We start from the raw sequence: 22,344 nt of genomic DNA, 5'->3' as shown, positions 1-22,344 counted from the left end.
GCTCTGGGCCAGGCTGAAGGAGTGGCGAGCCGTTGCGACGCGCTACGAGAAGACCGCCCCATCCTTCATGGGCGTGCTCTGTCTCGCCGCCACTCTCGACTGGATCAAGCGCTAACAGGCCGTAATATTGCGCAATTGCTCATTCGTTCCGTTTGGTGGCCGAAATCCCAGCGACGCTCACTCCCCCAACCCGGTGATCGCGGCGATCATCTTCCGGAACACGATCTACATGGAGCGCGCCGTGCAGCACCTCAGATCGACGGGTCGATGCCCCCGATCGCAATCCGTATGATGGTTATACGCTCAGCACGACGATGGATCAGGTCGTGGCCATGACGGGCGTGGAGCCCGCGCATCTACGTCGATCAGGGCTATCGTGGGCATGACTATACGCAGAAGGAGCGCGTGTTCATCGCCCGCCAACGGCGGAGGCTCACGCCGACGATCAACCGGGAGCTGAGACGCCGGTCCGCGATCGAGCCGATGATCGGTAACATGAAGGCGGACAGGCGGCTTGGGCGCAAAGCCTGGTTGCCCTACAGAGGCTCCCTTCACGGCAAGATTCGTCATGCAGGGTCGGCGTCAGTCTCCCAGCACCTTGCGGATTGCACGGGCAAAGCCTGATCCGCCCCCATGGAGTGGTCCGGTTGGAATGTTAATGGAGTGATGGCCTTTCCGCCAGTGCGGGCGGCGCTGCTGGTTGGGATTGCTGAGCCGTCCGCATGGACATGGCAGGCACGAACACCTCTGGAGCCGGCGGCTTGTAACCGATGGATCCATGAGGCCTCAGAGTATTGTAGTGCCGTCGCCAGCTTTCGATCACGATCTTCGCCTCCTTGAGCGAATAGAAGATCTCACCATCGAGCAGCTCATCGCGGAGCCGCGCATTGAAGCTCTCGATGAAGCCGTTCTCCCACGGGCTACCTGGGGCGATGTAAGCGGTCTTCGCCCCGACGGCAGCGATCCACTCCTGGACGACTTTGGCGACGAACTCCGCGCCATTATCTGATCGAATGTGGCCGGGCACGCCACGCAGGATGAACAGGTCCGAGAGCACATCGATCACATCGATGGCTTTCAGCTTTCGGTTCACTCGGATGGCCAGGCACTCATGGGTGAACTCGTCGATCACGTTCAGCATCCGGTACTTTCTCCCATCATGAGTGCGATCCTCCACGAAATCGTAGCTCCAGACGTGGTTGGGCCTCTCGGCTCGCAGCCGGATGCAGGAGCCGTCATTGAGCCACAGACGCCCTCTCTTGGGTTGTTTGGCAGGCACTTTCAGCCCCTCCCGTCGCCAGATCCGCTCGACCCGCTTGTCGTTGACGGCCCAGCCGGCCGTCGAACGCAGGAGTTCTGCGATCTTGCGGTAGCCGTAGCGGCCGTACTGGCGGGCGAGAGCGATGATATCGGCGGTGAGCCGTGCCTCATCGTCTCGCCCTTGCGGAACACGTCGTTGCGTCGAGCGATGCTGTCCGATCACCCGGCAGACCCGCCGCTCGGACAGCTTCAGGGTCGATCGAACATGCTCGATGCAGGCACGGCGACGGGCGGGGCTTACCAGTTTCCCGAGGCGGCCTCTTTTAGGATCTGCTTATCCAAGGTCAGATCGGCCACCGCGCGCCGGAGCCTGGCATTCTCCGCCTCCAGATCCTTCAGGCGCTTGACCTGATCGGATTTGAGCCCACCGAACTCGGATCGCCAGCGATAGTAAGTCACCTCCGTCACGCCGATCGTGCGAACCGCATCGGCAACAGGCTGGCCTTGCGAGACCATCACATCGACCTGGCGTAACTTGGCAACGATCTCTTCCGGCTTGTGACGCTTCTTGGGCATTTCGGTCCTCCTGTGAGCCTTAAGACATACTTCAGGGTGGACCAGTTCAATGGGGGTGGATCAGGATGTCCGCTTCGAAGTGAGCCAGGCCTCCGCCGCACCCGCGAAGAGAATGTTCGAAACGTGCATGCGTACGCTCGGGGCCATGTTCGCGATCAGGACGTCGCGGCCGTACGCAATCATCCCGACGCAGTGCAGATCCGGTACAACCCGCACAGGTTCGACACCTTCGTCAGGGCCGACACCCTGGAGCCCGTGGTAACCGCTCAAGTGTTTGCAATCGACGGCAAGCTCTCGTTTGCGATCGGCGTCGCCTGATCCGCCCCTCCTCCCTTCGACATCACTTCATTGCTGGAGAACCCCGTGAACGCTCATTCGCCCGTTCTGGTGACCGAGGCCGACATCCTCCAAGCCTTGCCGGTCATGACCTATGACGAGATCCGAGCGGCCTCAGGATGGAGCCGGGGCAAGATCTACAACCTTGCCTTGAAACATAATGCTCGCAAGACCGAGACCCGTATCCGTGAGCGGGCCGCGGAGCGCAAGGCACGTCAACTCGAGAGCCTCGCGGACCTAATCGACACGACAGCTAAAGTCGACGTTCTGGACTATTTGGATTCCCTTCCGGACGGCTGCGCCCGTCTGATAATCTCTAGCATTCCCTACAACGTCGGCAAATCATACGGCGATGGTGCCTCCGCCGATCAGATGGCTTTCGTCTACTTCATGGGCTGGACGATGCAGGTCATCTCGGAATGCGCTCGCATACTAAAGGACGGCGGCACCCTATTCCTGCAAGTCGGATCGACCCGCGACGAAACGGGGGGCCTTGCCCCACTCGATGCTCTCCTGTTCGAACCGCTAAAGAAGACGGGCCTTACATTCCAGTCCCGGGTAATCTGGACGCAGCCTCACGGCCTCACCCCTCGCGGTCGCCTGGCAGAGCGCCATGAAACAGCGCTTGTTTTCTCAAAGGGGACGAACCCCGTTTTTAACCCGACACCGGCCCGGAAGCCTCAGAAAGGGCCAGGCAAGCGGGCTTACAAGGGAAAGCACAAAGGGAAACTCTCTTCCCATCCGTTAGGGGCTTGGCCATCCAATGTCTGGGACGATATCGGGAACGTAGGCCACAATCATCCCGAGCGAACCGGCCATCCGGCCCAGTTCCCGCTCGAACTCTCTCGAAGAGCGGTCCTCGTCTATTCGATACCAGGCGACCTTGTAATCGACCCCTTCTCCGGCTCCGGCACTACCCATGTCGCGTGCCGTGAGACGGGGCGGAGTTTCTCCGGTTGCGATTTGTTCTACGAGGACATCCGGGCCAAACGCCTCGCATCGGTGGAACCGGATCTCGTCTCCCATCTTCCAGGCGTCTCCGACGAAACACTTGCCGTCTGGCAGGCCGAAGCCCGCCGCGTCGATGCTCCGGCCCAGACCAACCTTCTCGACTTCCTTCCATAGAACGAGGGCTGACCAATGAGACGCCACATCAAACTAAGCGAGCTTTCCAATCTTCCTACTCCGAAGTCGGATACTTACGGTCCGAATTTGATGGAACAAGCGAGAGCCGCACAGGTGAAGAAAAATCTTCGCTGGGACAACGCCCTAGGTATCCTCAGGGACGACGAGATCGGCCTGCGGGCACGGTTCGTCAACCAGTCCGATCACGAACCGCATGACAATGAGGAAGACGTCATGCAGTGGGTCTTCGCCTCATCCATCAAGAATTCGGCAAGCCGTATCAGCCGTGGCTATGAACCCTAGCGGATAACCCCTGCTTAAGGCATGCACGCTACATATTTCATGGAAAGCCCGGTCTCCAAGCGGGCAACACTCTCAGCGATCGATGCCGCTCTACCTCAATACGCTTTTCGCCCAAGCCAATGTCCCGCCGTCAGACATTCGTCTTCTGAGGCATAAGGACCCTCGATCGGCCAGAGGCCGGACACCGTACGAGCTATGGCGGGACGACAAGCGTGCATTTGAGCTCTACCAGGGTACCCAGAGCTTCGGGAACAAACCAAAGCTGCAGGCAGGATATTGGGCGTCTTTCGTGGTCACCCCCACTGGGGAGACTCTCCTCGCCGGCTTCTACCGATGCCGGTATCTAGGACCGTCCACGGAGGACCGGGTTTGGCCCCATGCCGACGGGATCGACCTTGCCGGTACCTGCGACATCTACGATCTCGCCTTGGAGGCGCAACTCAACGACCTTGCTGGCCGACTCGTGATTGATTGGGGAGCCTCAGAACGCGCCTGGATCCAGCGGGCTGACAATCAGAACAAGGTCGTTCTCGAAATCCGAGCAGCATTCCAGGAGCCTGAGTTTCCCGGGTTCGGCCGCTTCATCGCACCCCTCTCGAAGCTCGAAGGGCTCCCGCCCTCTTGGCGGACGGCTCTTTCAAACTCCCGCGGGGTTTACCTCCTGACGTGCCCCAAGACGAAGGAGCAATACGTCGGTGCAGCCTATGGCGAGGGCGGGTTCTACGGCCGATGGCTTGCATACGTCCATGGCGGCCATGGCGGCAATGTCGCCCTCCGAAGCCGTGATCCAAGCGACTATCAGGTTTCCATTCTGGAGGTCTCCGGCTCGGCAGCCACCGTGGAGAACATCATCGGCATGGAAGACCTCTGGAAGCGAAAGCTTCAAAGCCGAGAGATGGGCTTGAATCGCAATTAGGCCATTCATCATTCCGAATTAAATTGCTTGCGGGCCAACTACTAAATCGAGATCAGGGCAAGGGATCGAATTCGATCTTTTAGAAAACCCCAGGAACTTTGATGATTCGAGAAATTCGCGGCAACGCCCTTCAGACGGACGCCATGGTGATCGGTCAGGGCACAAACTGCATCGGTGCAATGGGCAAGGGCTTCGCCAAAGCCATCTCCGACACTTGGCCTCATGTCGATCGCGAATTCAAGCGGCTCCACCGTTCCATGCCGCGCATCCCCGGCACCCGCCCGAATACGACAATTGCGCCGTGTCTTCTCGGGACCGTCCAGTTCGTTGGTGTCACCGAGCTTGGCCTACGCCGCCGGCTTCGTCCCAATCTCGCAGCTATCGCCAATCTGTTCATCCAGTTGGAGGTCGGCGAGAATCGTGTGCGCGTCGAATATGACGCAGTTCGCACGTCGCTGACCTCCGCTCGGGATCAGATGCTCTCAGGCATCGCGCTCGATCCCTCGCGGCCAGACGTGGTCACTTACCCCACATCGCTTTCCCTGCCCCGCATTGGCACGGGGCTCGCTGGCGGCGACTGGCGCACGATCAGGTCCATTATCGATGAGGTTTTCGGATCAACCTCGATCGACGTCACAATCTACGTTCAGTAAGAAAGCTCGATAATGCACCTCGATGATATGGCAGCCGCGCTGGAAGCTACTGGCCGCTATCGCGTATTGCGCCAGCTGGTCACCGATCCTGAGGCGTTCCGCCCAATGCCGAATCCTCAGTTCCTGCCGTCCGGAAGCCGCATCGGCCTGTACGTCGACGTTGAGACCACGTCCCTTGATCCGAGGAATGGCGATATCATCGAGCTCGCCATGGTCCCATTCACCTTCACGGACGATGGGCAGATCATCGAGATCTTCCAGCCCTTCCAGCAGCTCCAGCAGCCGTCTCACCCGATCCCGCCTGCTATCACGGCACTAACAGGCATCGATGATAGTATGGTCGAAGGGATGAAAATCGATATCGACGCCGTGGTCGGCTTGGTCGCCACTGCCGAAATCTGCGCCGCACACAAGGCAGCTTTCGATCGGCGGTGGCTGGAAAAGCTTACGCCCATCTTCGCGACGAAGCCGTGGGTTTGCTCGCTCCACGAGGTTCCGTGGAAGGAGGAAGGCTTTGAGAGCCTCACGCTCAGCTATATCGGCATGAAGAGGGGGTTCTTTTTCAACGCCCACCGGGCCGCGGAAGACTGCCTGGCAGCCCTTCAGATCCTAAAGCTGCCGCTACCGAAATCCGGTCGGTCGCCGATTTCGTATCTCTTGCAAGCCTCCCGGGCGATCACCTGCCGGGTCAAGGCGCCTAATACGCCCTATGAGCGGAAGGAGCTTCTGAAAGCCCGCTCTTACCGGTGGTCAGACGGATCCGACGGATCGCAAAAGGCTTGGTGGATCGAAGTCCCAGAGGAGAAGCTGGAGGACGAGATCGCTTTCCTGCGGTCGCATATCTACATGCGCCCGATCGATATTCCCGCTCGCCACATCACCGCATTGGAGCGGTTTTCCGCAAGAGCCGATTGAATCCAGGATCTTAAGACCGGCGAAAACTCTATCGCTGAAATCCCCTGAAGGAGATGGGAATGGACAATCTGACCGAAATCCTGGTCACGCCCCGGATCGCCTCGATCGGCATGGCGGTTCTTGCCGCCAACCTCGAGCCTGTTCCTCCCTATGCCTTCGTCCTGGACCGTGGCATGGATCCGGAGGAGCGTCTTGAGAACGCGGTCCTCTGGAAGGCTCTGAAGGATCGCGCCGGATCTCAGATCAAGGCCTATGACGACGTGGGCAAGGTCCCGGAGACCGTCACCCATATCTTTGGGCGGGCCGGCCATCGCAGCGATCTTTTCCGGAACGATCTGAAGTACCCGGGCCCGAACGAAAAGACCCTGCCCTATTGGGCGATGCCGGGCTTTCTCGAACTCGCCGGCCGGTCCATCAAGCTCTGCGACCTTGATCAGGCCGACGCTGAAGTCCAGCGTCTCCACCTGGAAGGCAAGGATGCCTTCGTGAAGGCTACCCGGGACAAGTATTGCACCAAGCACGTGCCCGTCGGCACCTCGCTCTGGCAAGCCCTGGATGCCCTGGTGTATTCCTTCATAGATGAGGACGCCTGCCTGCTGGTGCAGGAATACGTCGAAATGACCTACGAATACCGCCTCTTTGTGGTCGACGGACAGGTCGTGACGGGCGCCGGATGCGTTCCGTGGAAGACACCCTTGGACAACACCGCCCTCTATGACCCGGCGATGATTGAGCATCGCGGGGATACCAAGTTAGGCGGCCCGGCAATGTCCAACCTTCGGCTGGACCAGTATCTCTCCTTCGCATCAGAAGCCGTCGAGGAGTTCGGGGGCGGTAACTTCGTTCTTGATGTCGCCATGATCAATGGAAAGGTCGGGATCGTCGAGCTTAACCCGATGCGGCTGGGCCAGATCGGGCTTTACGCCGCGAAGGTTCCTGCCCTCGTTGATGCGGTTCTGGCGCATTTCGGGTAATGACTTTGATCAAGCAAATGCTCGGCGCCGACCAATGATTACTGCTCAACTCCCGCCAGAAGCGGCAGATCCGTATCCACCGGAGCAAGTTTATCATCGCAGGAACAGAGTGAAGATGGCCTTGATTGCCGTCATCAATCTTCCTGTTGCGGCGATGTTCGCGTGGATCGCATTGAACCCTCACCACACGCATGGATCATGCGATGGAAGGAGGCGCCGACTGACTTGCTTGTTCTTCAATACGGTTTTCGAGGCACTTCCTCCCTACGCAGAGAATGTGTTTGGAGGGGTGATGTTTCTCCTGTTCCTCGGCATCATTGGCGTGCTGCTGCGGGAAAGTGTTAACCGCAGGCCCATGTTCTCGCTCAATCCGGCAGGCATCAAAGGAAGGCTTGCCTTCAGAACGCCCTGGCTCGTCAAGTGGGATGATGTGCTATCTCTCGAACTCCGGACCTACGGAGTTGAGATAAGGGCCAGCCATGCGGCTCATGTCCCCTGGTGGATCCGCCGCCGGAAGGGCGGTTACGTCCTTGGCCTTGCTCACAAGGACGTGGGTATGTCGGCCGAGGAGTTGCTGGCCGAGATTACTCATTATCGAGATGACGTTAGAAAATCGGCAGCATAGAAGATCAAGTCATAAGAAAGGGCCGGCGATCCTGGTTCACGCCGACCCCCTTGGCCCCGAGATGGTGGCGGTCTGGTTAGTGCCGCTTGCCAGCCTCGCCGATCAGCCGGCCGATCCGCTTGTTGTCCACGAACCCAGCCTCGACCTCGCGCAGCTCCAAGAGGATCCGGACTTCCAGAGGCAGGCTCTCGTCCGTCAGCAGAGCCGCCGTTAGTTGCTCCCGCGCCTCGGCAACATCATTCTGAGAGACAAAGCCAGCGTTCACATCGGCCAGGACGTTCATTGCTCCGGAAACTACGCTCATTTTGAATTCCTCTTCTTCAGTGGGGGGCAGGTTGCAGGCCCTTCCTGCAACCCTGCCTCTCCGGCGAGGAGCGGAGGGTGGGTGCAAGGATCCGCGCAGAGCCCGAGACGAAGTCCGAGGCGTGCCGATGGGTGCGCAACGCGGTTGCTCCGGAGCCGTAGGCGATGGTGCGATCCGACTTGCTGCACCCGGAGGACAAGGGGACTCCTTGCAGGGAGGTGAGGCAGGGCCTCCCTTCCTGGAACGGGGTGACGACTCCAGTTCTGTCGCTGCGGTTCGTCCGAGATGAAAATCCTGCCACTGAGCCAGACTAAATACCCCGTTCATGGGTGAATGTTCCTTGTTTGTTCTCACTCTGGATTCCACCCGATTTCCCTCTCGTCAATTCTGGTTAACGAATTATCCCCGCTATCCCATGCAGTGGCGCTCGGCCTTCGGCCGCCAAATTCTGGCCTGAGGGCGGAACGCCCTCACAAACCTGCAACTTGGGAAAGATCTGACCCGAAACGGGTCAGACATTGGAAAAGCAGAATGCCTTATTCCCTCTCCCGATAAGGAAACATCGATGGTCAAGTTTTCGCCTGAGGATGCCGCGCGCCGCTACATTCGGTTGTACGACGGAGATATAGCTCGTGATGGGCACCTCGAGGCTCTGGGAGACGATGAAACAGAACCGTCCCAGACCGCTCAAGAGTTCGCAAGGCAGTATGAGGATCAAGCGAGTCCGGAAGATTTTGCTCGGTATCTGGAAGTCTTAGATCAGCTCCTGAAGGAGGGAGGAAACTCCGATTCAGGAAATCCCCGATGAAAGATCTGACATGTATCGATTTCGAGGTTGAGACCCGCACGGTTACCCTCACCGATAAACACTGCACGCTCCTGTCAGACTGCTTGCGGCACGTCATGGACGACGACGCCGGTCGTGAGAGATTCACGCCTCTGTTTGACGTATTTCACGGCAAAGAAGGAACGTTCACCCTCACCATTGCGAAGTGGTACGAGGTCGAACATGCTGTGATGGCCCTGGAAGGGCTTCTCCAGGAAACGCTCTCCTATGAGACATTTCCCGATCGCCACCGTGCCTTCGAGGAAATCCATCGCTTGATCGATGGCGAGACCTGACAGTCTTCTCGCAACAAATGTTCGGCCTGCGGCCGCCATTATGGGCCTGAGGGCGTATCGCCCTCCCCGCTATTGCGGAAGATGTTCTGACCCAAAAAGGGTCAGCCATTGTAGAAGCAGATTCCGAATTCTTAGGATGAGAAGTTTTCGAAAACCCCGGAAGTTGAGCAGTTTCAAGCGAGCGGCTCAGGCGGAAGGGTGAAGAAGAAAATCCCCAGAAAGATCAGCTTCATTCGAACAGCTAGGTCGGAAGGGATGACTTCAAAATCCCCAAAACGAAAAGAGGCGGAGATCAACCGCCCGGACGACAGCAATCGGTCACCTGAGACAGGGACCACATCCTCACCAGCCTTTGGCACAAAGAGAGAGAGCCAATCATGGACACGGCAGTGAACGACAACCAGGTTTCGAACAACGTCTCTGACACGCAGGTGTCGCAGGATCGCTCCCCCGCATTTCCGGTGCGCGGCCATCTGTCGGCGGTCGAGGTTTCGACCGACAAGAACCAGAAGCCCTATGCGAAGGCAAAGCTGACCTTCACCCGTCGCAAGGACAACCGCGAAGTGACCGTCACGACGATGGCCTTCGGCAAGGCTTTTGACGGCACGCAGCACCTCTTCAAGGAGGGCCCGGTCGCCCTCTACGGCACTTTCGAGCGCAACGTCTTCCGCGTGATCAGCGAGGCGCTGCCGCCGAAGGAGCAAGCAGCGGCCTGATCCATAGCCCCCGGATCTCGGCCAGCTTGAGAAAAGCCACCTTGGTTAAGGTGGCTTTTCTTTTGCACGAATTTGTAAACCACCGAACCATTTCAAAGCTCCTTGGTTTCTCCCCCTCTAACAGGAACCGGACACCCAAGGACGAAATCCCCGAGGATGAAGATGGCCGCGACCCCGCTCGTTTATCTCGATATCGATGGCGTCATCGTCACAGATCGGTCGACGAAACTCGGCGGCGCCGGCTACATACCGCCAGGATCCGCCGCTATGGTTGTCGATATCCTCGACCAGACAGGTGCGCGTCTGGTTGTCGCGAGCACCTGGCGCCGCGATGCCGATTGCCGGGACAAGCTCGCTAGGGCTGGGATTGGTCAGGATCGCTATTTCATAGATTGGCGAACGCCGGATCTTCTCCCGGAGGAGGAGATTGCCGACCTTCCGATCCGAGGCTCCGAGATCGATCGTCATCTGCAGCGCCACCGACCCACCCGGTACGTCATCATTGATGATGATCCAGGCATGCTACCGCACCAGAAGCATTTCCACATTCAGGTTGACCCTAGCATCGGGCTCACATGGACCGATGCGGAGACAGCAATCGCTCTGTTGCGCGGCTAGCGGAGTGCCAACTCCCAAGATCTGAATTCCAGGCTCAGTCCGAGATGAAAGGGATGAATTGAAAATCCCCAAAATCAAGGAGAGCCACGATGTCCGGTTACGATCGTTTTTCGTCGCAGGAAGCAGCCAACATCAACACCTTCGGCTCTGACGTAAAGGACGCAACCGTCCTGCCGGAAGGTAACGGCTTCGTGGTCCAGGTCGAAACGGCCCAGGGCGACTTCTTCTCCCTTCCCCACACCACCTATGCCTCCGCCTCGGCCACCGCCGAGCGACTGCTCTGCGCCTGATCGCATCTCCAACAGAGGAAGCACGATGCCGGATCATTACCGCGTCATTGACTACGAAGACGGCCGCCGGCTGGAATCGCGCCAGCTTGCCAGATCGACAGCCTCGACGAGGCCTGGGTTCCTGCGACTGTTCTATTCCCTGAACCCGAAGGCAACGCGGCGGTATTTCGGGGTCCGGCTCCACGATGATGGTGCCGACATCCTTCATGATGACGGCCGCACTGCAACGTCGTTCACGCGGGTTCGCCCCAGCGAGCTCGGCCGATGGCAGAACCACTGACGTCGTCGCGATTGGTTTACCCGCCTCTGCTACCGTGGAGGCGGGAGAATTGGCCGAAGGCTCCAGAGGAGGCCGTGGCCGCTCCCGCCTTACAGACGCTGGATCCAGGACCCATGGCGAACGCCCGCGACACCCTTTTGACTGCCTACGACGCCCTTATGGCGGCACGCCAGCACAAGGAAGCGCTGCTCCCAGAGCGGATGAAGACCCTCAAGACCGATCCTGAATTCACGGAAGCCGTAGCGCGGGAATACGCCGCCCATCTGGCTTTCGATCTCTGTGCGCTCGCCTTCTGTAAGGAACTAAAACGTGAATCAACCGAAACTGATGCTTCACCTCCCGGCAACGGGAGAGTTGCTCGACGTAAAGTCTCTCGAAGAGGGTGAAGTCCTCGGCCTGAACGAAGCAGGCGATATCCTCCAATGGGGCGTAGACATCGGCATCTACACTCCGCAGGAGAGTCCAGAGGAATTCGGGCTTCAGAACCTCCGCGCCCACGAAGTCCGCAGGATCAATGCTCCGCCGCAGGCCTCCGCCGCAGATCCACTCCTCTATTCTCTCAGCACTCAGGCCAAGAACACTGTCCTCGCAGCGCTTCTCCACTACCACGAGGACGGCCTCGGAGAGCCCTTCAAACGGTCCAACGAGGTCCACCTGCTAGCCTCCGGAGAGGCCGAGGGCCTCGACGAGGATATCTCCCTCGACCAGGACGGAGTTCAGGAACTCCTCGATCGGCTCCGGCTGTCGGACGGGATCGCCTCGAACGCGCTCCTCCATCTTCGCAAGTTTGCCGCCAAGCAGGATAGGGACATGTCCGATCCCTCTAGTGATGGATCGGGGACGAACGCCCGTCCGCCCAACGGCGACGATTGGAACGACCTCCACTCTGAAGTGATGGCTACCACCGAGGGCCTGAAGCATGTCGACTGAAACCGCTGTCGCCCCTCAGTGGGTTGCCGTCTATCTGGGGCGGGCCGTGACCCACTCGTCCAAAGAGGAGGCCGAACGGCTCTCCACGCCCGATCGCATCGCCCTCCTGCCGGTCGCGTTCGATCCAAAGGAACTCAGCAACCATGATCTGTGCCTCGCCCTCGAGGAAATGCGCCGCCGGGGCTGGGCTGTGGCAGCCTATGACGTCGACGATGTGGACGCCCTGATCAGCGACGACGTTGATCCGGCTCCCACCGATGAAGACATCCGGACCTGGCTGAAAGACAACCAGGACGATCTTCAGGATGGCATGTGCGCTGCGATGCACGAAGCCATCAACATGGAGTGGAACCGCTCAGAAGAGGGCTAAGGACCCACGCCCGGCCACGATCCGACGCCGACCCGACCGACCTTCCCGCGGGAGGAATCCTCCTCCCGCGCTGCTTTCGCATGCCTTCCCTCATATGGAGATCCAGGACCATGGCTTATCCCCCGATTGCAGTCGCCAATACCCTGATCCAGCGCCACGCAGCTTCTGGCGGCATCACACACATGCGGATCCAGACGCTCTGCTACCTGCTCTACGGATGGTCGATCCCGATCCTTGGGAAGCCGCTCCTGACCGAAGCCCCGGAAGTCTGGAATAAGGGACCCATCTTCGGCCGCCTGTTCTCGCAACTGTCGCATCATGGCGACGCTTCGATCCTGCAGCCGGTACCGATCAAACCCTCGGAAGTCGACTATCCGGCTGTACCGGAGGAAGATCGGATCAGCCACGAGCTGATTGAATGGGTTGATGAGCGCCACGCAGGCCTCTCCGGGCCGAGCCTCGAGGCTCTAGCCCTCGGCCCAACCTCGCCTTGGCGTCGGATCGTCGAAGAGAACGCGTTCATGCTGTCCGACCCGGTCGAGATTCCCCAGGCCGTCATCGCTCACCACTTCGCAGCCCAGGCCCGGCAGGTGGCCTGGATCCAATAGCCAACCTGTTGCACCGGACCCGGTCCCCGAATGGGTCCCTCTCTCTTCCGCTCCTATCGACAGCCCTTGGAGGCTCGCTTGCCGCAGAATCCTGGAATCTTCACTGATGAAGGCCTCTCGTCCCTGAGAGGGAACATCGCAGCCATCTGCCGACATCCGTACAAAGGAGAGCGCTCCTTTGTTGGCTTCGCCACCCACCTCGGAGGCGGAGCGTTCGCGACGATTTCCGACGGGAATCTTCAACTCCCCTTCGATAAGTGGGACGGGCTAGGGCGCTACAGCAACCTCCGCATCCACCTGCTTGATGGCTCGAATAGGATGCTCTGGATCGACTGGATCCATGAGACGCCGATCCTGCCGATCGCTGTTCTTCAGGTTCGGGGAGATGGTGTTGACCGTTGGCCCACGCCCGAACTCGCCACTATGGCCGACATGCACGGTAAGAACCACGTATGGCGCATCGGCTATGCCAAGGGCGTCTTCGGCGACCAGAATCTTGATCTGAGATCCCTTGGCACTGAGCCACCCCAAGTCGTGACGGACGGATGGATCTGTTATCACCCTTGCATGACCTACTTCCGCAACGGTGCGGATGAGAGCTTCGGAAACAAGCACACTATCGCCGGTCATGTTTGCTTCGGCTACCCGAACAAAAGTGATCTGGGCGGTCCTGTGGTCGATAATGAAGGTCGCCTTGCAGGTGTGCTGGTTGGAGCTGACCTCGGATCGCAGGAATCCCATGTGGGCGCCTACGTTCCTGCCGAATTGATCATTCCTTTTCTGGCGTCTGCTCGCAAATCGAAAATCTACAGCGAATTCCGCGGCCAGCTTCACCCGGTTCTCCACCAGATCGATGAGAGCGAAGCGCATGCTTCCGCTGCATAGGAGGTGGAGATTTCTCTCCAGTTGAGAATGCGAAGAAGGGGAAGTTGAAACCCCAAAAGTAAACGCTCCACCAGGACACTGCCCGGCCATGTTGTTGGTACTTCGTTAGCTTCACGAAGCGCTTAATCATGTACGAAAGGCTTTATTGCCTTTTGCCGAACTCTTCCGCAGAATCCAGGAACTGCCGAGGCTCTCGGCGTGCGCGAGCCTCGGTACTCAAGACGATCAGAGGAAAACCTCTGACCTGATAGGGGATTACCATGAAAGGCTCGGCGGCTACCTCCGAAATTGTCGATCCGTATGCGGCCCTCGACGCCATCCTTAAGGTCATCAGACGAAGCTGGTTGACTGAAGAGTGGCGACTGGAGGATATCCGCCTCTTGGCCGAAGAAGCGATCAAGGGCCGCCGCAAAAGATTGCCGAGTGAAGCTGCCAAATCTGCAACCCGCGCGCCTCAAGTTCGAAAGAGTCGGGCTGGGATCAAGGAGTTGCCGGTTGGTACGTCCGAACAGTTTCTCAGTCTTTGACTTCACAACCTGTTCCTAGATCCTGGTTTGCCAGTTATCCGGCAAGTCGTCTCCCTCAACCATCAGGCGCGGCCATCGCTCAAGGCTTTCCAGCCTCTCGCGCATCGAGGGTGGGTTGCCACCCCAGATCGCAGCCATTCATCAAGAGATTTTTTATCGATTTGAAATCGCGCAAGAGGGGAAATTGAAATCCCCAGAAGATCGACCCGAGAGGAGGTTAAGATGAAACGTTAGATAAGCTTACAGCTTCAGACATTGACAGTCGAACAACATACCTGCCTCATCTGTTGGCCCATTGGCCGTACTGCAGGAACTCTTTGACCAAAGTAGCCTTTTGGCCAGGTACACGACGGACATGTAACCCGATCGTTGCCTCAGCCTCTGATCATCGCTGACGCGGATCCAAGACCCCCGGATCTAAAACACTGGGTAGCACTGAGCACCGCTGACGGGCTCCCTATCTCTTCAGGAACGAGAGTGGACCGACCTCCAACCTAAAGGTCACCTACCGGAAAAAGGCCGCGAGAGTGCCACAAGGCACAAACACCCTCTCGCGGCTTTTTTCTTGCTCGTCGAGCCAAACCCCTGAAATCACGCCGGTCAATTTACTCCAAGTCCGCGGACTGATCTCAAAGGCAGCGGATACTCGGGCGAGAATTGGGTTCAGAAAGGATCAGCGAAGAGGAAGGGTTTCAATCCCCGAAAGGGAATGAGGTTTCCTCAGATGAAAAGTGAGCAAGGCTCGTTTCAATCCCCTGAAAGGAAGAGTTCGATGACAAACGCATCAGTCGCCTCCAACGTCGCCACCGTCGCCAATGACAACGCCCAGAAGCAGCGCACCTATCCGCGCATGGTGACGCCGAAAGCGATCAAGGAAGGCTCGAACAAGAACGGCACGCCGTTTGTCAGCTTCGTCGGCGAGTACACCCGCCGCGGCGCCAGCAAGCCCTCGACGATGCTGCACACAGCATCGGGTAAGTCCCTCGATTCGATCCGCGAGCAGCTCAAGGAAGGCCAGCCGATCCGCGTCTTCGGTATCTTCGAGAAGATGCCGGCCACCGAAGGCCGCTCCGAGGGTGATGTGTTTCGCATCATCGGCCTTTCCACGCCGCGCGAGAACGCTCCGGGCGAGGCCGCCCAGACCGAGATGAAAGAGGCCGCGTAATCGGCACTCATCACCTGGGGTCGGCGCAGGCGCTAGCCTGCCACGGCGAGCGACGTGCCGACCCCCACTACCAGGTTGAGGCCGACAGCTCCGACGATGAGCCTCTTTCCGCAGCCTAACGGCACCACATGCCGAACACGAAAGCCGCCCCGCTCCGGGCGGCTTTTTTCATGTGCTCTGCGAGCTCGCACTCGCTGGTCTGAATGGAGGTCAACATGGTTGCACAACTGATGCGCTTCGCACTCGGGGTCGTGTTCCCCCTGGCCATAGTAGGTTACGCTCTGAGCAAGAGCGTCTGATCCGTTAGGAATTGACCGAGCAGGTGAACTGCGTTCAGGTCGCAGTAATTTGACGCTTCGGACCGGATACGAGGGTACCATGAACCTTCAGTGGCAAAGGGACGCTGAGAATTATCCTGATGACGAATGCCACGTTGCCTACCTGGGAGAATTCCAGGTTGGATCAGTGCTCTTCGGCTTTGGCGTCTGGGACTGGGATATCGACACTGGCTTTGCCGAGTTCGTCACGCCCAGCCGAGGGAAGGAGGTGACTCTGGAGGCAGCTCAGGCCGCAGTCCAATCCGCGATAGGCGAGTGGGTCCGCCGCGCCGGCCTACGCCCAGTCAAGGAATAAGAAATCGCGGGCCCGCGACGCACAATTTCAAGCTCTTTTTCTCGATCCAGAAGATCGAACCAGGGTGATTTCGAAATCCCCGAAAGGAAAAGGGCTCGCCGATGTCTCGCATCTACAATGAAATTCGTGCTCAGCGCCTCGCTATCTCGGAGATTGGGACCGCCCAGTACAATCTCTCCAAGGAGCGCAGGGACGCCCGCACGACGGTTCAGAACGACATCCGTGCCCTGTTCCAGAACCTGCCAATGGGCCTGCGGCACCTCACCCACGCGTTTTTGGCCGCCGAGGGAAACCGCTATCTGCTCATTGACCTTGACGGTCCTGAAGGTGGGATTGTCAACGGCGCCCGCACCCGCTTCACCCTCATCGACATCTGCCGGAGCCTCGCCGGCCTTGCTGCCTGGGACGTCGCCCGCGATGAGTTCCTGGGCGAGGTGAACGAGTTCTCGTTCCGTGACTCCACCTTCTGGCCGGACTGGATGGTCTATTCCAACCACCCCCAGAAGCGGAAGGTATGGACGGACGGCGTGTTCCACGCCGACGTGAAAGACAGCTATTTCGGGAAGATCCTGCTTCCGGTGTCGGGCCCTGCCCTCACCCACCCGGCCTTCGCCCGGCTGGCGGACTACGCCAGGTCTGTCATCGAGCGCAAAGATGCCAACATGGAGCATCTGCGCGCCTTCGATGCCAAGTTCAACGCTTACGACGCTCAGATTGAGGAGATCGAGCAGAAGGCCGAAGCGTTCGCTCGGACCGAGGGACAAGACCCGGAGGTCCTGACGGCTCAGAACGGCGAGCTCGCTGGCCTGATCCGAACCATGGATTGGAGCTACGACATGGCCGACCGCCCCAATCGCGCCTACGCGGAGCAGGAGCGTCGGATCCGCTCGCTGCTCTCGGCGCTGCCGGTGGACGACGCAGTGGTACTGTTCGTCCACAACGCCGGAGCCAACTGGACTAAGGCTCCCTATTACCTCCAATGCCACCCGGAGGTGAAACAGATGAAGGCGGCAGCTTAGGATTTTCCTCGCTTCCAAAAGGCTATATAGCGGTGTCAGCGGGAAGCTCAGCCGCTGCTGCCCTTCGGTTAGCTTCTCACCCCAAACTGAACGATCCAATCGAAAATGATATCTCCACGGCCTGGTCCAGCATGGACAGAATTCATCGAAATTGTCTCGGATCGAACGGACGGGAGTTGGCTCTTTCGAGGGCAAACAGAGGCTGTCTGGGGCCTGAGCCCGTCGGCAGGCCGCCCTCAGAAGCTCGGCCCCGCCGGGTACCGTGCCAACGACGAACGTGAGATGTTCCTGGCCTTCAAGCGTGAGGCAATTCGCTTCGAAGATCGCTTGACGAAAGATCTCGAGTGGCTTGCGCTTGCCCAGCATCACGCTTTGCCTACCCGGCTTCTAGACTGGTCAACAAACCCACTCGTGGCGGCTTGGTTCGCTTGCGAGAATGAGGAGTCGTCAGCCGCCGGTGGACTCCACATGATCTGGGTTCCTGCCCATGAGATTGCCGACGAGGTGGATGACCCCTTTGACCCAGCACTAAGGGGGGTCACCTTGGTTCGAGTCCCACCTCGGGCGGCTCGGATTACGGCTCAGCAGGGCCTTTTCTCCCTTCACCCCGATCCCACGGCCGAATGGGATCCCCGGTCGGCGCCGGTCAGGTATGAAAAACTTGAAATCCCAGCAGCGGAGAAACCATATTTCAGGCAAGCTCTGCATGCGTTCGGGATCAATCGTGGACGTCTAATGGTTGATCTGGACGGGGTATGCGCCACGCTCGCATGGGGCTATCGTACTCGTACCTAAGGGGGGCCCAATGGCAAAGACTCAGACGGGTCAACAGAAAACCACAGTCCGCAAAGGGACTGGTCCTGTGACTGTAAAGTCGAAGAAAATCGGTAGCAGGTCACGGAATCGTGATATTATTTCTAACGCCGAGATCGGATTTGGAAGCCCCAAGATGACTCTTAGGGACGGAAAGCAAATAATCCCTTCCGTCGAGAAACGTGCCCTCTTTATTGGGTACTTGGGCGGAAGCAATCACTCTAGGTCCGTAGGTGAAGGCAGCTTGGGGGGAGCAACAGTACAAGTTGTTCAACATCCGGGAAACCCACGCCAGAGGAAAAGTACGAATCCGCAATACGCTCCGGTCATAGCCACACCGGCCGAAAAGGCGGTTCTGCCAATAAGCGAGAGCCCCATGCACATTGCTGAGACTATCCGCCAGTTCAATATCGAAGGGCACCCGGCGTGGAGATCGTTACTGGAGATGATCCCCGGCGCGAAGAAATTCGCAATTGAGTGCGCCCCCACCTCAGTTGATCTTCGCGAAGACGGTGAGTTCAGCACGAGAGCCCGCCTTCTTGTTGAAGTCCCAAAGAATCTGTCTAGTGGGAGACAGTCTTTTGGATCGGTGACAGTCCCGGCGTTTGTCACTGGAACCCTCAAAGGCAATGGCGAACTAAAGATCAAGGAATTCAGGTTGGGCCTTGATCAGCCACCCGGGACCGAACGATCTGAACGAGACGCCGGCGCCACAACCTCGAGCCAAACTGGGGCAGTTAAATCGGGATTGGACACCCTGTCCGCACGAGAGAATGTGATCCTTAGCTGCCTTTTAGAGGGCTCCCCAACAAAAGTGATCGCGCGGAAACTCGAGGTGTCGGAGGCTACCGTAAAGGTTATGGTCAAAGCAATTCTTCGCAGGATAAATGCAAAGAACCGGACTCAGGCAGCATTGTGGGCCCGTGAACACTTGCCCGAATGAAGAAGGGATTCCATGGCAGTCCGCAGCAAGGAAACCTCCTCACAGTTCCGTCGTGGCGATTAAGTGATTAAATCCTGCCTGATTGAAACAGACTCTGTCCATGTGGCTGCCTTCGTTCGCAGTTTCGATGTCCAGAAACATCCGTCGTGGAATGAGGTGAAGAAGGATCACCCCAAGGCGAGCCTGTTCGTGACGGAATGCTCGCCCGACTCGGTCGAGATCGAGTCCGGTGGGAAGTTCAGCACTCGCGCCCAGCTCCTGGTCGACGTTCCGGTGAAATATCCCGATGGCTTTGAGGTCGAAGGCTCGATGACCGTGCCGGCCTTCATCACAGGGACGCTGAAGAACAACGGCGACGTGGTGATCAAAGAATTCAGACTGAGCGTAGATCATCCTGCTTAGATTACTGCGGATACACAAGATGCTCGAAAAACCCGGCCCGGTGCCGGGTTTTTTTATTGCTCGGATATTGGCTCGTTCTCTCACTCAATCGAGCGCTAAGGGAAATTCAGAAAATCCCCGAAAGCAAAGATCAGGTTTCGCTTCAAAGAAGCGGGAAAAGTTTCATCAAAATCCCCAGAAATAGGATGAGTTCGATGACAAACGCAGCCGTTGCCACCTCCGCCACCACCGTCGCCGCTAACGATAACGGTCAGCAGCAGCGCACTTACCCGCGCATGGTGACGCCGAAGGCCATCAAGGAAGGCTCCAACAAGAACGGCACGCCGTTTGTCAGCTTCGTCGGCGAGTACACCCGCCGCGGCGCCAGCAAGCCCTCGACGATGCTGCACACAGCGTCGGGTAAGTCCCTCGATGCGATCCGCGAGCAGCTCAAGGAAGGCCAGCCGATCCGCGTCTTCGGTATCTTCGAGAAGATGCCGGCCACGGAAGGCCGCTCCGAGGGTGATGTGTTTCGCATCATCGGCCTTTCCACGCCGCGTGAGAACGCTCCGGGCGAGGCCGCCCAGACCGAGATGAAAGAGGCCGCGTAAGGCCAAGTCCCATAACCCGGGACGATAAAGAAAGCCGCCTTCGGGCGGCTTTTCTAATGGGTGCGGAGGGCGTGGTTACGCACCATCCGGAAAACGATCTGAAGGTCTCCGACAGAAAGACGAGAATTCAGGTTCCTGCAGAATAGTGAGCAAAAGCTCGGTTCAATCCCCAAAAGGAAGAGTTCGATGAACGACAACACCGCCACCTCCGCCGCCGTTTCCACCGAGACCCGCGCCCGCTCCTACCCGCGCACGGTCACGCCCAAGACGATCAAGGAAGGCAAGAACAAGAACGGCACGGAGTTCGTGAGCTTCATCGGCGAGTATCGCCGTCAGGGCAAAGACAAGGTCTACACCATGTTCCACACCGCGAGTGGTGCAGCCCTGAGTTCTATTCGCGAGCAGCTAAAGGAAGGCCAGCCCATTCGCGTCTTCGGCGTCTTCGACGAGATGCCGGCAGACGGCGAGCGGAAGGCGAAACAGGTTTTCCGGATTATCGGCCGGTCGGTCCCGCGTGAGCAGGCGGCTGAAGAGATGCAGCAGGCCGCTTAATCGGCCTTATGAAGAAGCCGCCCTCGGGCGGCTTTTTTTCATGCTCGATGAGATTGCCCCAGAACGGCGCTATGTCGCAGGGCCAGGAAAGGTTCGCACAAGCGCCCTTTCTCATATGGTCTATTCCAGAATATTGCCCGCCATCGGTGCGAGGATTCTTCGATGCGTTACCTCGTTGCGGTTGCTGCCCTGACCTTGGCTTGCCCCACGGCGGTGCCGGTCCAGGCAAACGATACGATGGCCCACTTTGCCGCCGGCGAGCTCGTTTTTACTCAGACCGACGCCGTAAGCATGGTTTCGGAAGATCTGTTCCTCTCGACTGAGGAAGTCCGGGTCACCTACCGATTCCGTAACCTGACCTCCCAGGATGTCACAGGCACAGTGGCGTTCCCCATGCCGGAGGTTCGCGTCACGATGTCAGACGCAGACTACCCCGATGGACCCGAGGCAAATCCAATGCGGTTCTCGGTTACTGTCGACGGGCGGCCTCTGCCCGTTCAATTCGAGGCTAAAGCCATGATCGAGGGCCGGGATGTGAGCCAGATCCTTCGGGACCTCAAGCTTCCAATCTCGCCATACAGCGACCGCGCCGGTTCTGCTCTCCAAAAACTCGATCAGCAGACTATCAGCCGACTAGAGAAAGAGGGTCTCCTTGACCCTGACAATGAAAGAAGCCCGAACTGGGCCTTGGCTGGATCGTATCACTGGCAGCAGACCTTCCCAGCTGGGAGGGACACAGTCATTCAGCATCGGTATAAGCCCAGCGTCGGAGCCACTGTTCTCTCATTGGAGTCGATGATCGACGCCAAGACCGAAGATGACATGTACCTCATCGGCGAGAATTCCTGCATGGACAAGGACTTCATCAACGGGTCGAAGAAGTGGGCCGCGCGCCAGATCAAACAGGGTGGCGGCGGCAGCCAGCGGATGCTCGAGTACATCCTGGTCACTGGCGCGAACTGGGCCGGTCCCATCGGCACCTTCACGCTGACAGTAGACAAGGGGCGACCCGACAATCTGGTCAGCTTCTGCGGGGAAGGCGTCAAGAAGATTGCCCCGACACAGTTTCAGATGGTCAAGAAGAACTTCAAGCCCAAACAGAACCTTTCCGTGTTGATCCTCGACACCGGCCGCTAAGCGTTCAGTTTACCTCTATCTCGTGAGTATAGCAGTCGGGATCTTACCGAGCCCTTTGATACTGGAAGGCCGAAGTAGCGATGTCTTTGAAGACGCCTTGAATCTAAGCCGCTCTAAAAGGCGGCTCAGATCTTGAACTCGCCAACATCCAGAAGGATGGCCGGCTAGAGAGCGGATGCCTCGAACAAGTTATGCCGCAACAGCACCAGGTCCCTTACGATCGGTCACATCTAAGGTGACGGCAACCTCTTTAAGAGACTTTGACCTACCATTCCGATTGGCAGTGTCGCCTCTAAGTGCTTCATAGCGCGCTACATATTCATGGTTTGCGCGGGTCACCTCTTTGATCTCACCTTTCAGCTCGCCAATGACCTCTTTCAGGTCCATGATCTTTGCCTCGAGGGCGGCAAAATCCCTGACCTCGGCTCGAAAGGCACGGATCGTCGCCTGCTGATCGGCAATCTTCGCCTCCAGCTTCTTGATCCTACGCTCCGCCTCGGCGAGCAGCTTCTCGGGAGTCTTCTCCGGCTGCGTCACCCCGGCTTTGAGAGAGTTGGCCCCTTGCCCCGCGTCCATCATGGCCCCAACGGCTCCTATTCTCTGTTCTGATAAGAGTTAGAACAAAATAGGAACCGTCAGGAATGGTCAACGGGACAGCGTGTCACGCCGTGAGAAGCAACAGGACGGGATCGGTGCAAACCCTTGGCGGGCCTCATTTTTAACCATTAGTGATTCAAAGTCACATCTATTTCCGCAG

General features: G+C 58.4%; 31 protein-coding genes and 2 pseudogenes. 29 read left to right on the top strand and 4 right to left on the bottom strand.

Annotation, left to right across the window (positions count from 1 at the left end; all coding sequences use genetic code 11):
* Positions 1-115: pseudogene (locus ACS5Q1_RS21410) on the top strand (IS5-like element ISMex42 family transposase); the annotation flags it as partial.
* Positions 116-281: 166 nt separating this feature from the next.
* Positions 282-546: pseudogene (locus ACS5Q1_RS21405) on the top strand (IS5/IS1182 family transposase); the annotation flags it as partial.
* Between the two features lie 109 nt (positions 547-655).
* On the opposite strand, the gene ACS5Q1_RS21400 reads toward ACS5Q1_RS21405, so the two are convergent.
* Positions 656-1,836 (bottom strand): IS3 family transposase gene (locus ACS5Q1_RS21400; RefSeq protein ID WP_473100070.1). Its coding sequence is split into 2 segments (ribosomal slippage): positions 656-1,572 and positions 1,572-1,836, totalling 1,182 coding nucleotides; the frame shifts between segments, so codons are not numbered across the junction.
* Here ACS5Q1_RS21400 and ACS5Q1_RS21395 point away from each other — a divergent pair.
* The 8 genes from ACS5Q1_RS21395 to ACS5Q1_RS21360 all read left to right on the top strand — a co-directional run bounded on the left by ACS5Q1_RS21395 (position 1,819) and on the right by ACS5Q1_RS21360 (position 7,683).
* Entirely contained in the window at positions 1,819-2,154 is a 336-nt protein-coding gene (locus ACS5Q1_RS21395; protein ID WP_473100069.1) for a hypothetical protein, read from the top strand. The genes ACS5Q1_RS21400 and ACS5Q1_RS21395 overlap by 18 nt on opposite strands.
* Before the next feature lie 45 nt (positions 2,155-2,199).
* Positions 2,200-3,297, top strand: coding sequence for a DNA-methyltransferase (locus ACS5Q1_RS21390; protein WP_473100068.1), 1,098 nt, complete (start codon positions 2,200-2,202; stop codon positions 3,295-3,297).
* A gap of 15 nt (positions 3,298-3,312) precedes the next feature.
* The gene (locus tag ACS5Q1_RS21385; protein ID WP_473100067.1) at positions 3,313-3,600 is read left to right on the top strand and encodes a hypothetical protein; all 288 of its coding nucleotides are present in this window, start codon (positions 3,313-3,315) and stop codon (positions 3,598-3,600) included.
* 289 nt (positions 3,601-3,889) lie between these two features.
* A complete protein-coding gene (locus ACS5Q1_RS21380) occupies positions 3,890-4,516 on the top strand; it encodes a GIY-YIG nuclease family protein (protein WP_473100066.1) in 627 nt (208 codons plus the stop codon).
* A gap of 101 nt (positions 4,517-4,617) precedes the next feature.
* A complete protein-coding gene (locus tag ACS5Q1_RS21375; protein WP_473100065.1) occupies positions 4,618-5,169 on the top strand; it encodes a macro domain-containing protein in 552 nt (183 codons plus the stop codon).
* A 12-nt stretch (positions 5,170-5,181) separates the two neighbouring features.
* Positions 5,182-6,084: a 3'-5' exonuclease gene (locus tag ACS5Q1_RS21370; RefSeq protein WP_473100064.1), complete on the top strand. Its 903-nt coding sequence runs from the start codon at positions 5,182-5,184 to the stop codon at positions 6,082-6,084.
* A 59-nt stretch (positions 6,085-6,143) separates the two neighbouring features.
* Positions 6,144-7,058, top strand: a complete 915-nt coding sequence (locus ACS5Q1_RS21365; protein WP_473100063.1) for an ATP-grasp domain-containing protein — start codon at positions 6,144-6,146, stop codon at positions 7,056-7,058.
* Positions 7,059-7,173: 115 nt separating this feature from the next.
* Positions 7,174-7,683, top strand: a complete 510-nt coding sequence (locus tag ACS5Q1_RS21360) for a hypothetical protein (protein WP_473100062.1) — start codon at positions 7,174-7,176, stop codon at positions 7,681-7,683.
* A 76-nt stretch (positions 7,684-7,759) separates the two neighbouring features.
* Here ACS5Q1_RS21360 and ACS5Q1_RS21355 read toward each other — a convergent pair whose 3' ends face one another.
* A complete protein-coding gene (locus ACS5Q1_RS21355; protein WP_473100061.1) occupies positions 7,760-7,987 on the bottom strand; it encodes a hypothetical protein in 228 nt (75 codons plus the stop codon).
* Positions 7,988-8,791: 804 nt separating this feature from the next.
* Between ACS5Q1_RS21355 and ACS5Q1_RS21350 the strand changes: the two genes are divergently transcribed.
* The 5 genes from ACS5Q1_RS21350 (at position 8,792) to ACS5Q1_RS21330 (ending at position 11,013) form a co-directional block, all read left to right on the top strand.
* Positions 8,792-9,109, top strand: coding sequence for a hypothetical protein (locus tag ACS5Q1_RS21350; RefSeq protein WP_473100060.1), 318 nt, complete (start codon positions 8,792-8,794; stop codon positions 9,107-9,109).
* A gap of 377 nt (positions 9,110-9,486) precedes the next feature.
* Positions 9,487-9,825 (top strand): hypothetical protein, encoded by a 339-nt coding sequence (locus ACS5Q1_RS21345; protein WP_473100059.1) that lies wholly within the window; start codon positions 9,487-9,489, stop codon positions 9,823-9,825.
* Positions 9,826-9,987: 162 nt separating this feature from the next.
* Complete coding sequence (locus tag ACS5Q1_RS21340; protein WP_473100058.1) at positions 9,988-10,443, top strand: HAD domain-containing protein; 456 nt, start codon at positions 9,988-9,990, stop codon at positions 10,441-10,443.
* An 89-nt stretch (positions 10,444-10,532) separates the two neighbouring features.
* A complete protein-coding gene (locus ACS5Q1_RS21335) occupies positions 10,533-10,733 on the top strand; it encodes a hypothetical protein (protein WP_473100057.1) in 201 nt (66 codons plus the stop codon).
* 25 nt (positions 10,734-10,758) lie between these two features.
* A complete protein-coding gene (locus ACS5Q1_RS21330) occupies positions 10,759-11,013 on the top strand; it encodes a hypothetical protein (protein ID WP_473100056.1) in 255 nt (84 codons plus the stop codon).
* 89 nt (positions 11,014-11,102) lie between these two features.
* Here the strand turns inward: ACS5Q1_RS21330 and ACS5Q1_RS21325 are convergent, their stop codons facing one another.
* Complete coding sequence (locus ACS5Q1_RS21325) at positions 11,103-11,276, bottom strand: hypothetical protein (protein ID WP_473100055.1); 174 nt, start codon at positions 11,274-11,276, stop codon at positions 11,103-11,105.
* Between the two features lie 46 nt (positions 11,277-11,322).
* Here ACS5Q1_RS21325 and ACS5Q1_RS21320 point away from each other — a divergent pair, with 46 nt between their 5' ends.
* The 14 genes from ACS5Q1_RS21320 (at position 11,323) to ACS5Q1_RS21255 (ending at position 21,587) form a co-directional block, all read left to right on the top strand.
* A complete protein-coding gene (locus tag ACS5Q1_RS21320; RefSeq protein WP_473100054.1) occupies positions 11,323-11,943 on the top strand; it encodes a hypothetical protein in 621 nt (206 codons plus the stop codon).
* Positions 11,933-12,313, top strand: coding sequence for a hypothetical protein (locus tag ACS5Q1_RS21315; RefSeq protein WP_473100053.1), 381 nt, complete (start codon positions 11,933-11,935; stop codon positions 12,311-12,313). Before ACS5Q1_RS21320 ends, ACS5Q1_RS21315 begins: the two co-directional genes overlap by 11 nt.
* 110 nt (positions 12,314-12,423) lie before the next feature.
* Positions 12,424-12,921, top strand: a complete 498-nt coding sequence (locus ACS5Q1_RS21310; protein ID WP_473100052.1) for a Panacea domain-containing protein — start codon at positions 12,424-12,426, stop codon at positions 12,919-12,921.
* A gap of 78 nt (positions 12,922-12,999) precedes the next feature.
* Positions 13,000-13,806 carry a hypothetical protein gene (locus ACS5Q1_RS21305; protein ID WP_473100051.1) on the top strand — a complete coding sequence of 269 codons (807 nt, stop codon included), beginning with the start codon at positions 13,000-13,002 and terminating at the stop codon, positions 13,804-13,806.
* 260 nt (positions 13,807-14,066) lie between these two features.
* A complete protein-coding gene (locus ACS5Q1_RS21300) occupies positions 14,067-14,333 on the top strand; it encodes a hypothetical protein (protein ID WP_473100050.1) in 267 nt (88 codons plus the stop codon).
* Positions 14,334-15,105: 772 nt separating this feature from the next.
* Positions 15,106-15,498 (top strand): hypothetical protein, encoded by a 393-nt coding sequence (locus ACS5Q1_RS21295; RefSeq protein WP_473100049.1) that lies wholly within the window; start codon positions 15,106-15,108, stop codon positions 15,496-15,498.
* Positions 15,499-15,876: 378 nt separating this feature from the next.
* Positions 15,877-16,131 (top strand): hypothetical protein, encoded by a 255-nt coding sequence (locus ACS5Q1_RS21290; protein ID WP_473100048.1) that lies wholly within the window; start codon positions 15,877-15,879, stop codon positions 16,129-16,131.
* A 101-nt stretch (positions 16,132-16,232) separates the two neighbouring features.
* Positions 16,233-17,150 carry a hypothetical protein gene (locus ACS5Q1_RS21285; protein WP_473100047.1) on the top strand — a complete coding sequence of 306 codons (918 nt, stop codon included), beginning with the start codon at positions 16,233-16,235 and terminating at the stop codon, positions 17,148-17,150.
* A 105-nt stretch (positions 17,151-17,255) separates the two neighbouring features.
* Positions 17,256-17,945: an FRG domain-containing protein gene (locus ACS5Q1_RS21280; RefSeq protein ID WP_473100046.1), complete on the top strand. Its 690-nt coding sequence runs from the start codon at positions 17,256-17,258 to the stop codon at positions 17,943-17,945.
* A 10-nt stretch (positions 17,946-17,955) separates the two neighbouring features.
* A complete protein-coding gene (locus tag ACS5Q1_RS21275; protein WP_473100045.1) occupies positions 17,956-18,906 on the top strand; it encodes a response regulator transcription factor in 951 nt (316 codons plus the stop codon).
* A gap of 102 nt (positions 18,907-19,008) precedes the next feature.
* A complete protein-coding gene (locus ACS5Q1_RS21270; protein ID WP_473100044.1) occupies positions 19,009-19,308 on the top strand; it encodes a hypothetical protein in 300 nt (99 codons plus the stop codon).
* Between the two features lie 194 nt (positions 19,309-19,502).
* A complete protein-coding gene (locus ACS5Q1_RS21265) occupies positions 19,503-19,898 on the top strand; it encodes a hypothetical protein (RefSeq protein ID WP_473100043.1) in 396 nt (131 codons plus the stop codon).
* 186 nt (positions 19,899-20,084) lie between these two features.
* Positions 20,085-20,450: a hypothetical protein gene (locus ACS5Q1_RS21260; RefSeq protein ID WP_473100042.1), complete on the top strand. Its 366-nt coding sequence runs from the start codon at positions 20,085-20,087 to the stop codon at positions 20,448-20,450.
* 162 nt (positions 20,451-20,612) lie between these two features.
* Positions 20,613-21,587, top strand: coding sequence for a DUF4424 domain-containing protein (locus ACS5Q1_RS21255; protein WP_473100041.1), 975 nt, complete (start codon positions 20,613-20,615; stop codon positions 21,585-21,587).
* Between the two features lie 189 nt (positions 21,588-21,776).
* Here ACS5Q1_RS21255 and ACS5Q1_RS21250 read toward each other — a convergent pair whose 3' ends face one another.
* Complete coding sequence (locus ACS5Q1_RS21250; protein ID WP_473100040.1) at positions 21,777-22,166, bottom strand: hypothetical protein; 390 nt, start codon at positions 22,164-22,166, stop codon at positions 21,777-21,779.
* Between the last annotated feature and the right edge of the window lie 178 nt (positions 22,167-22,344).

The organism is Microvirga sp. GN3, from assembly GCF_055792825.1.
This window is presented reverse-complemented; position numbering and strand designations above follow the sequence as displayed.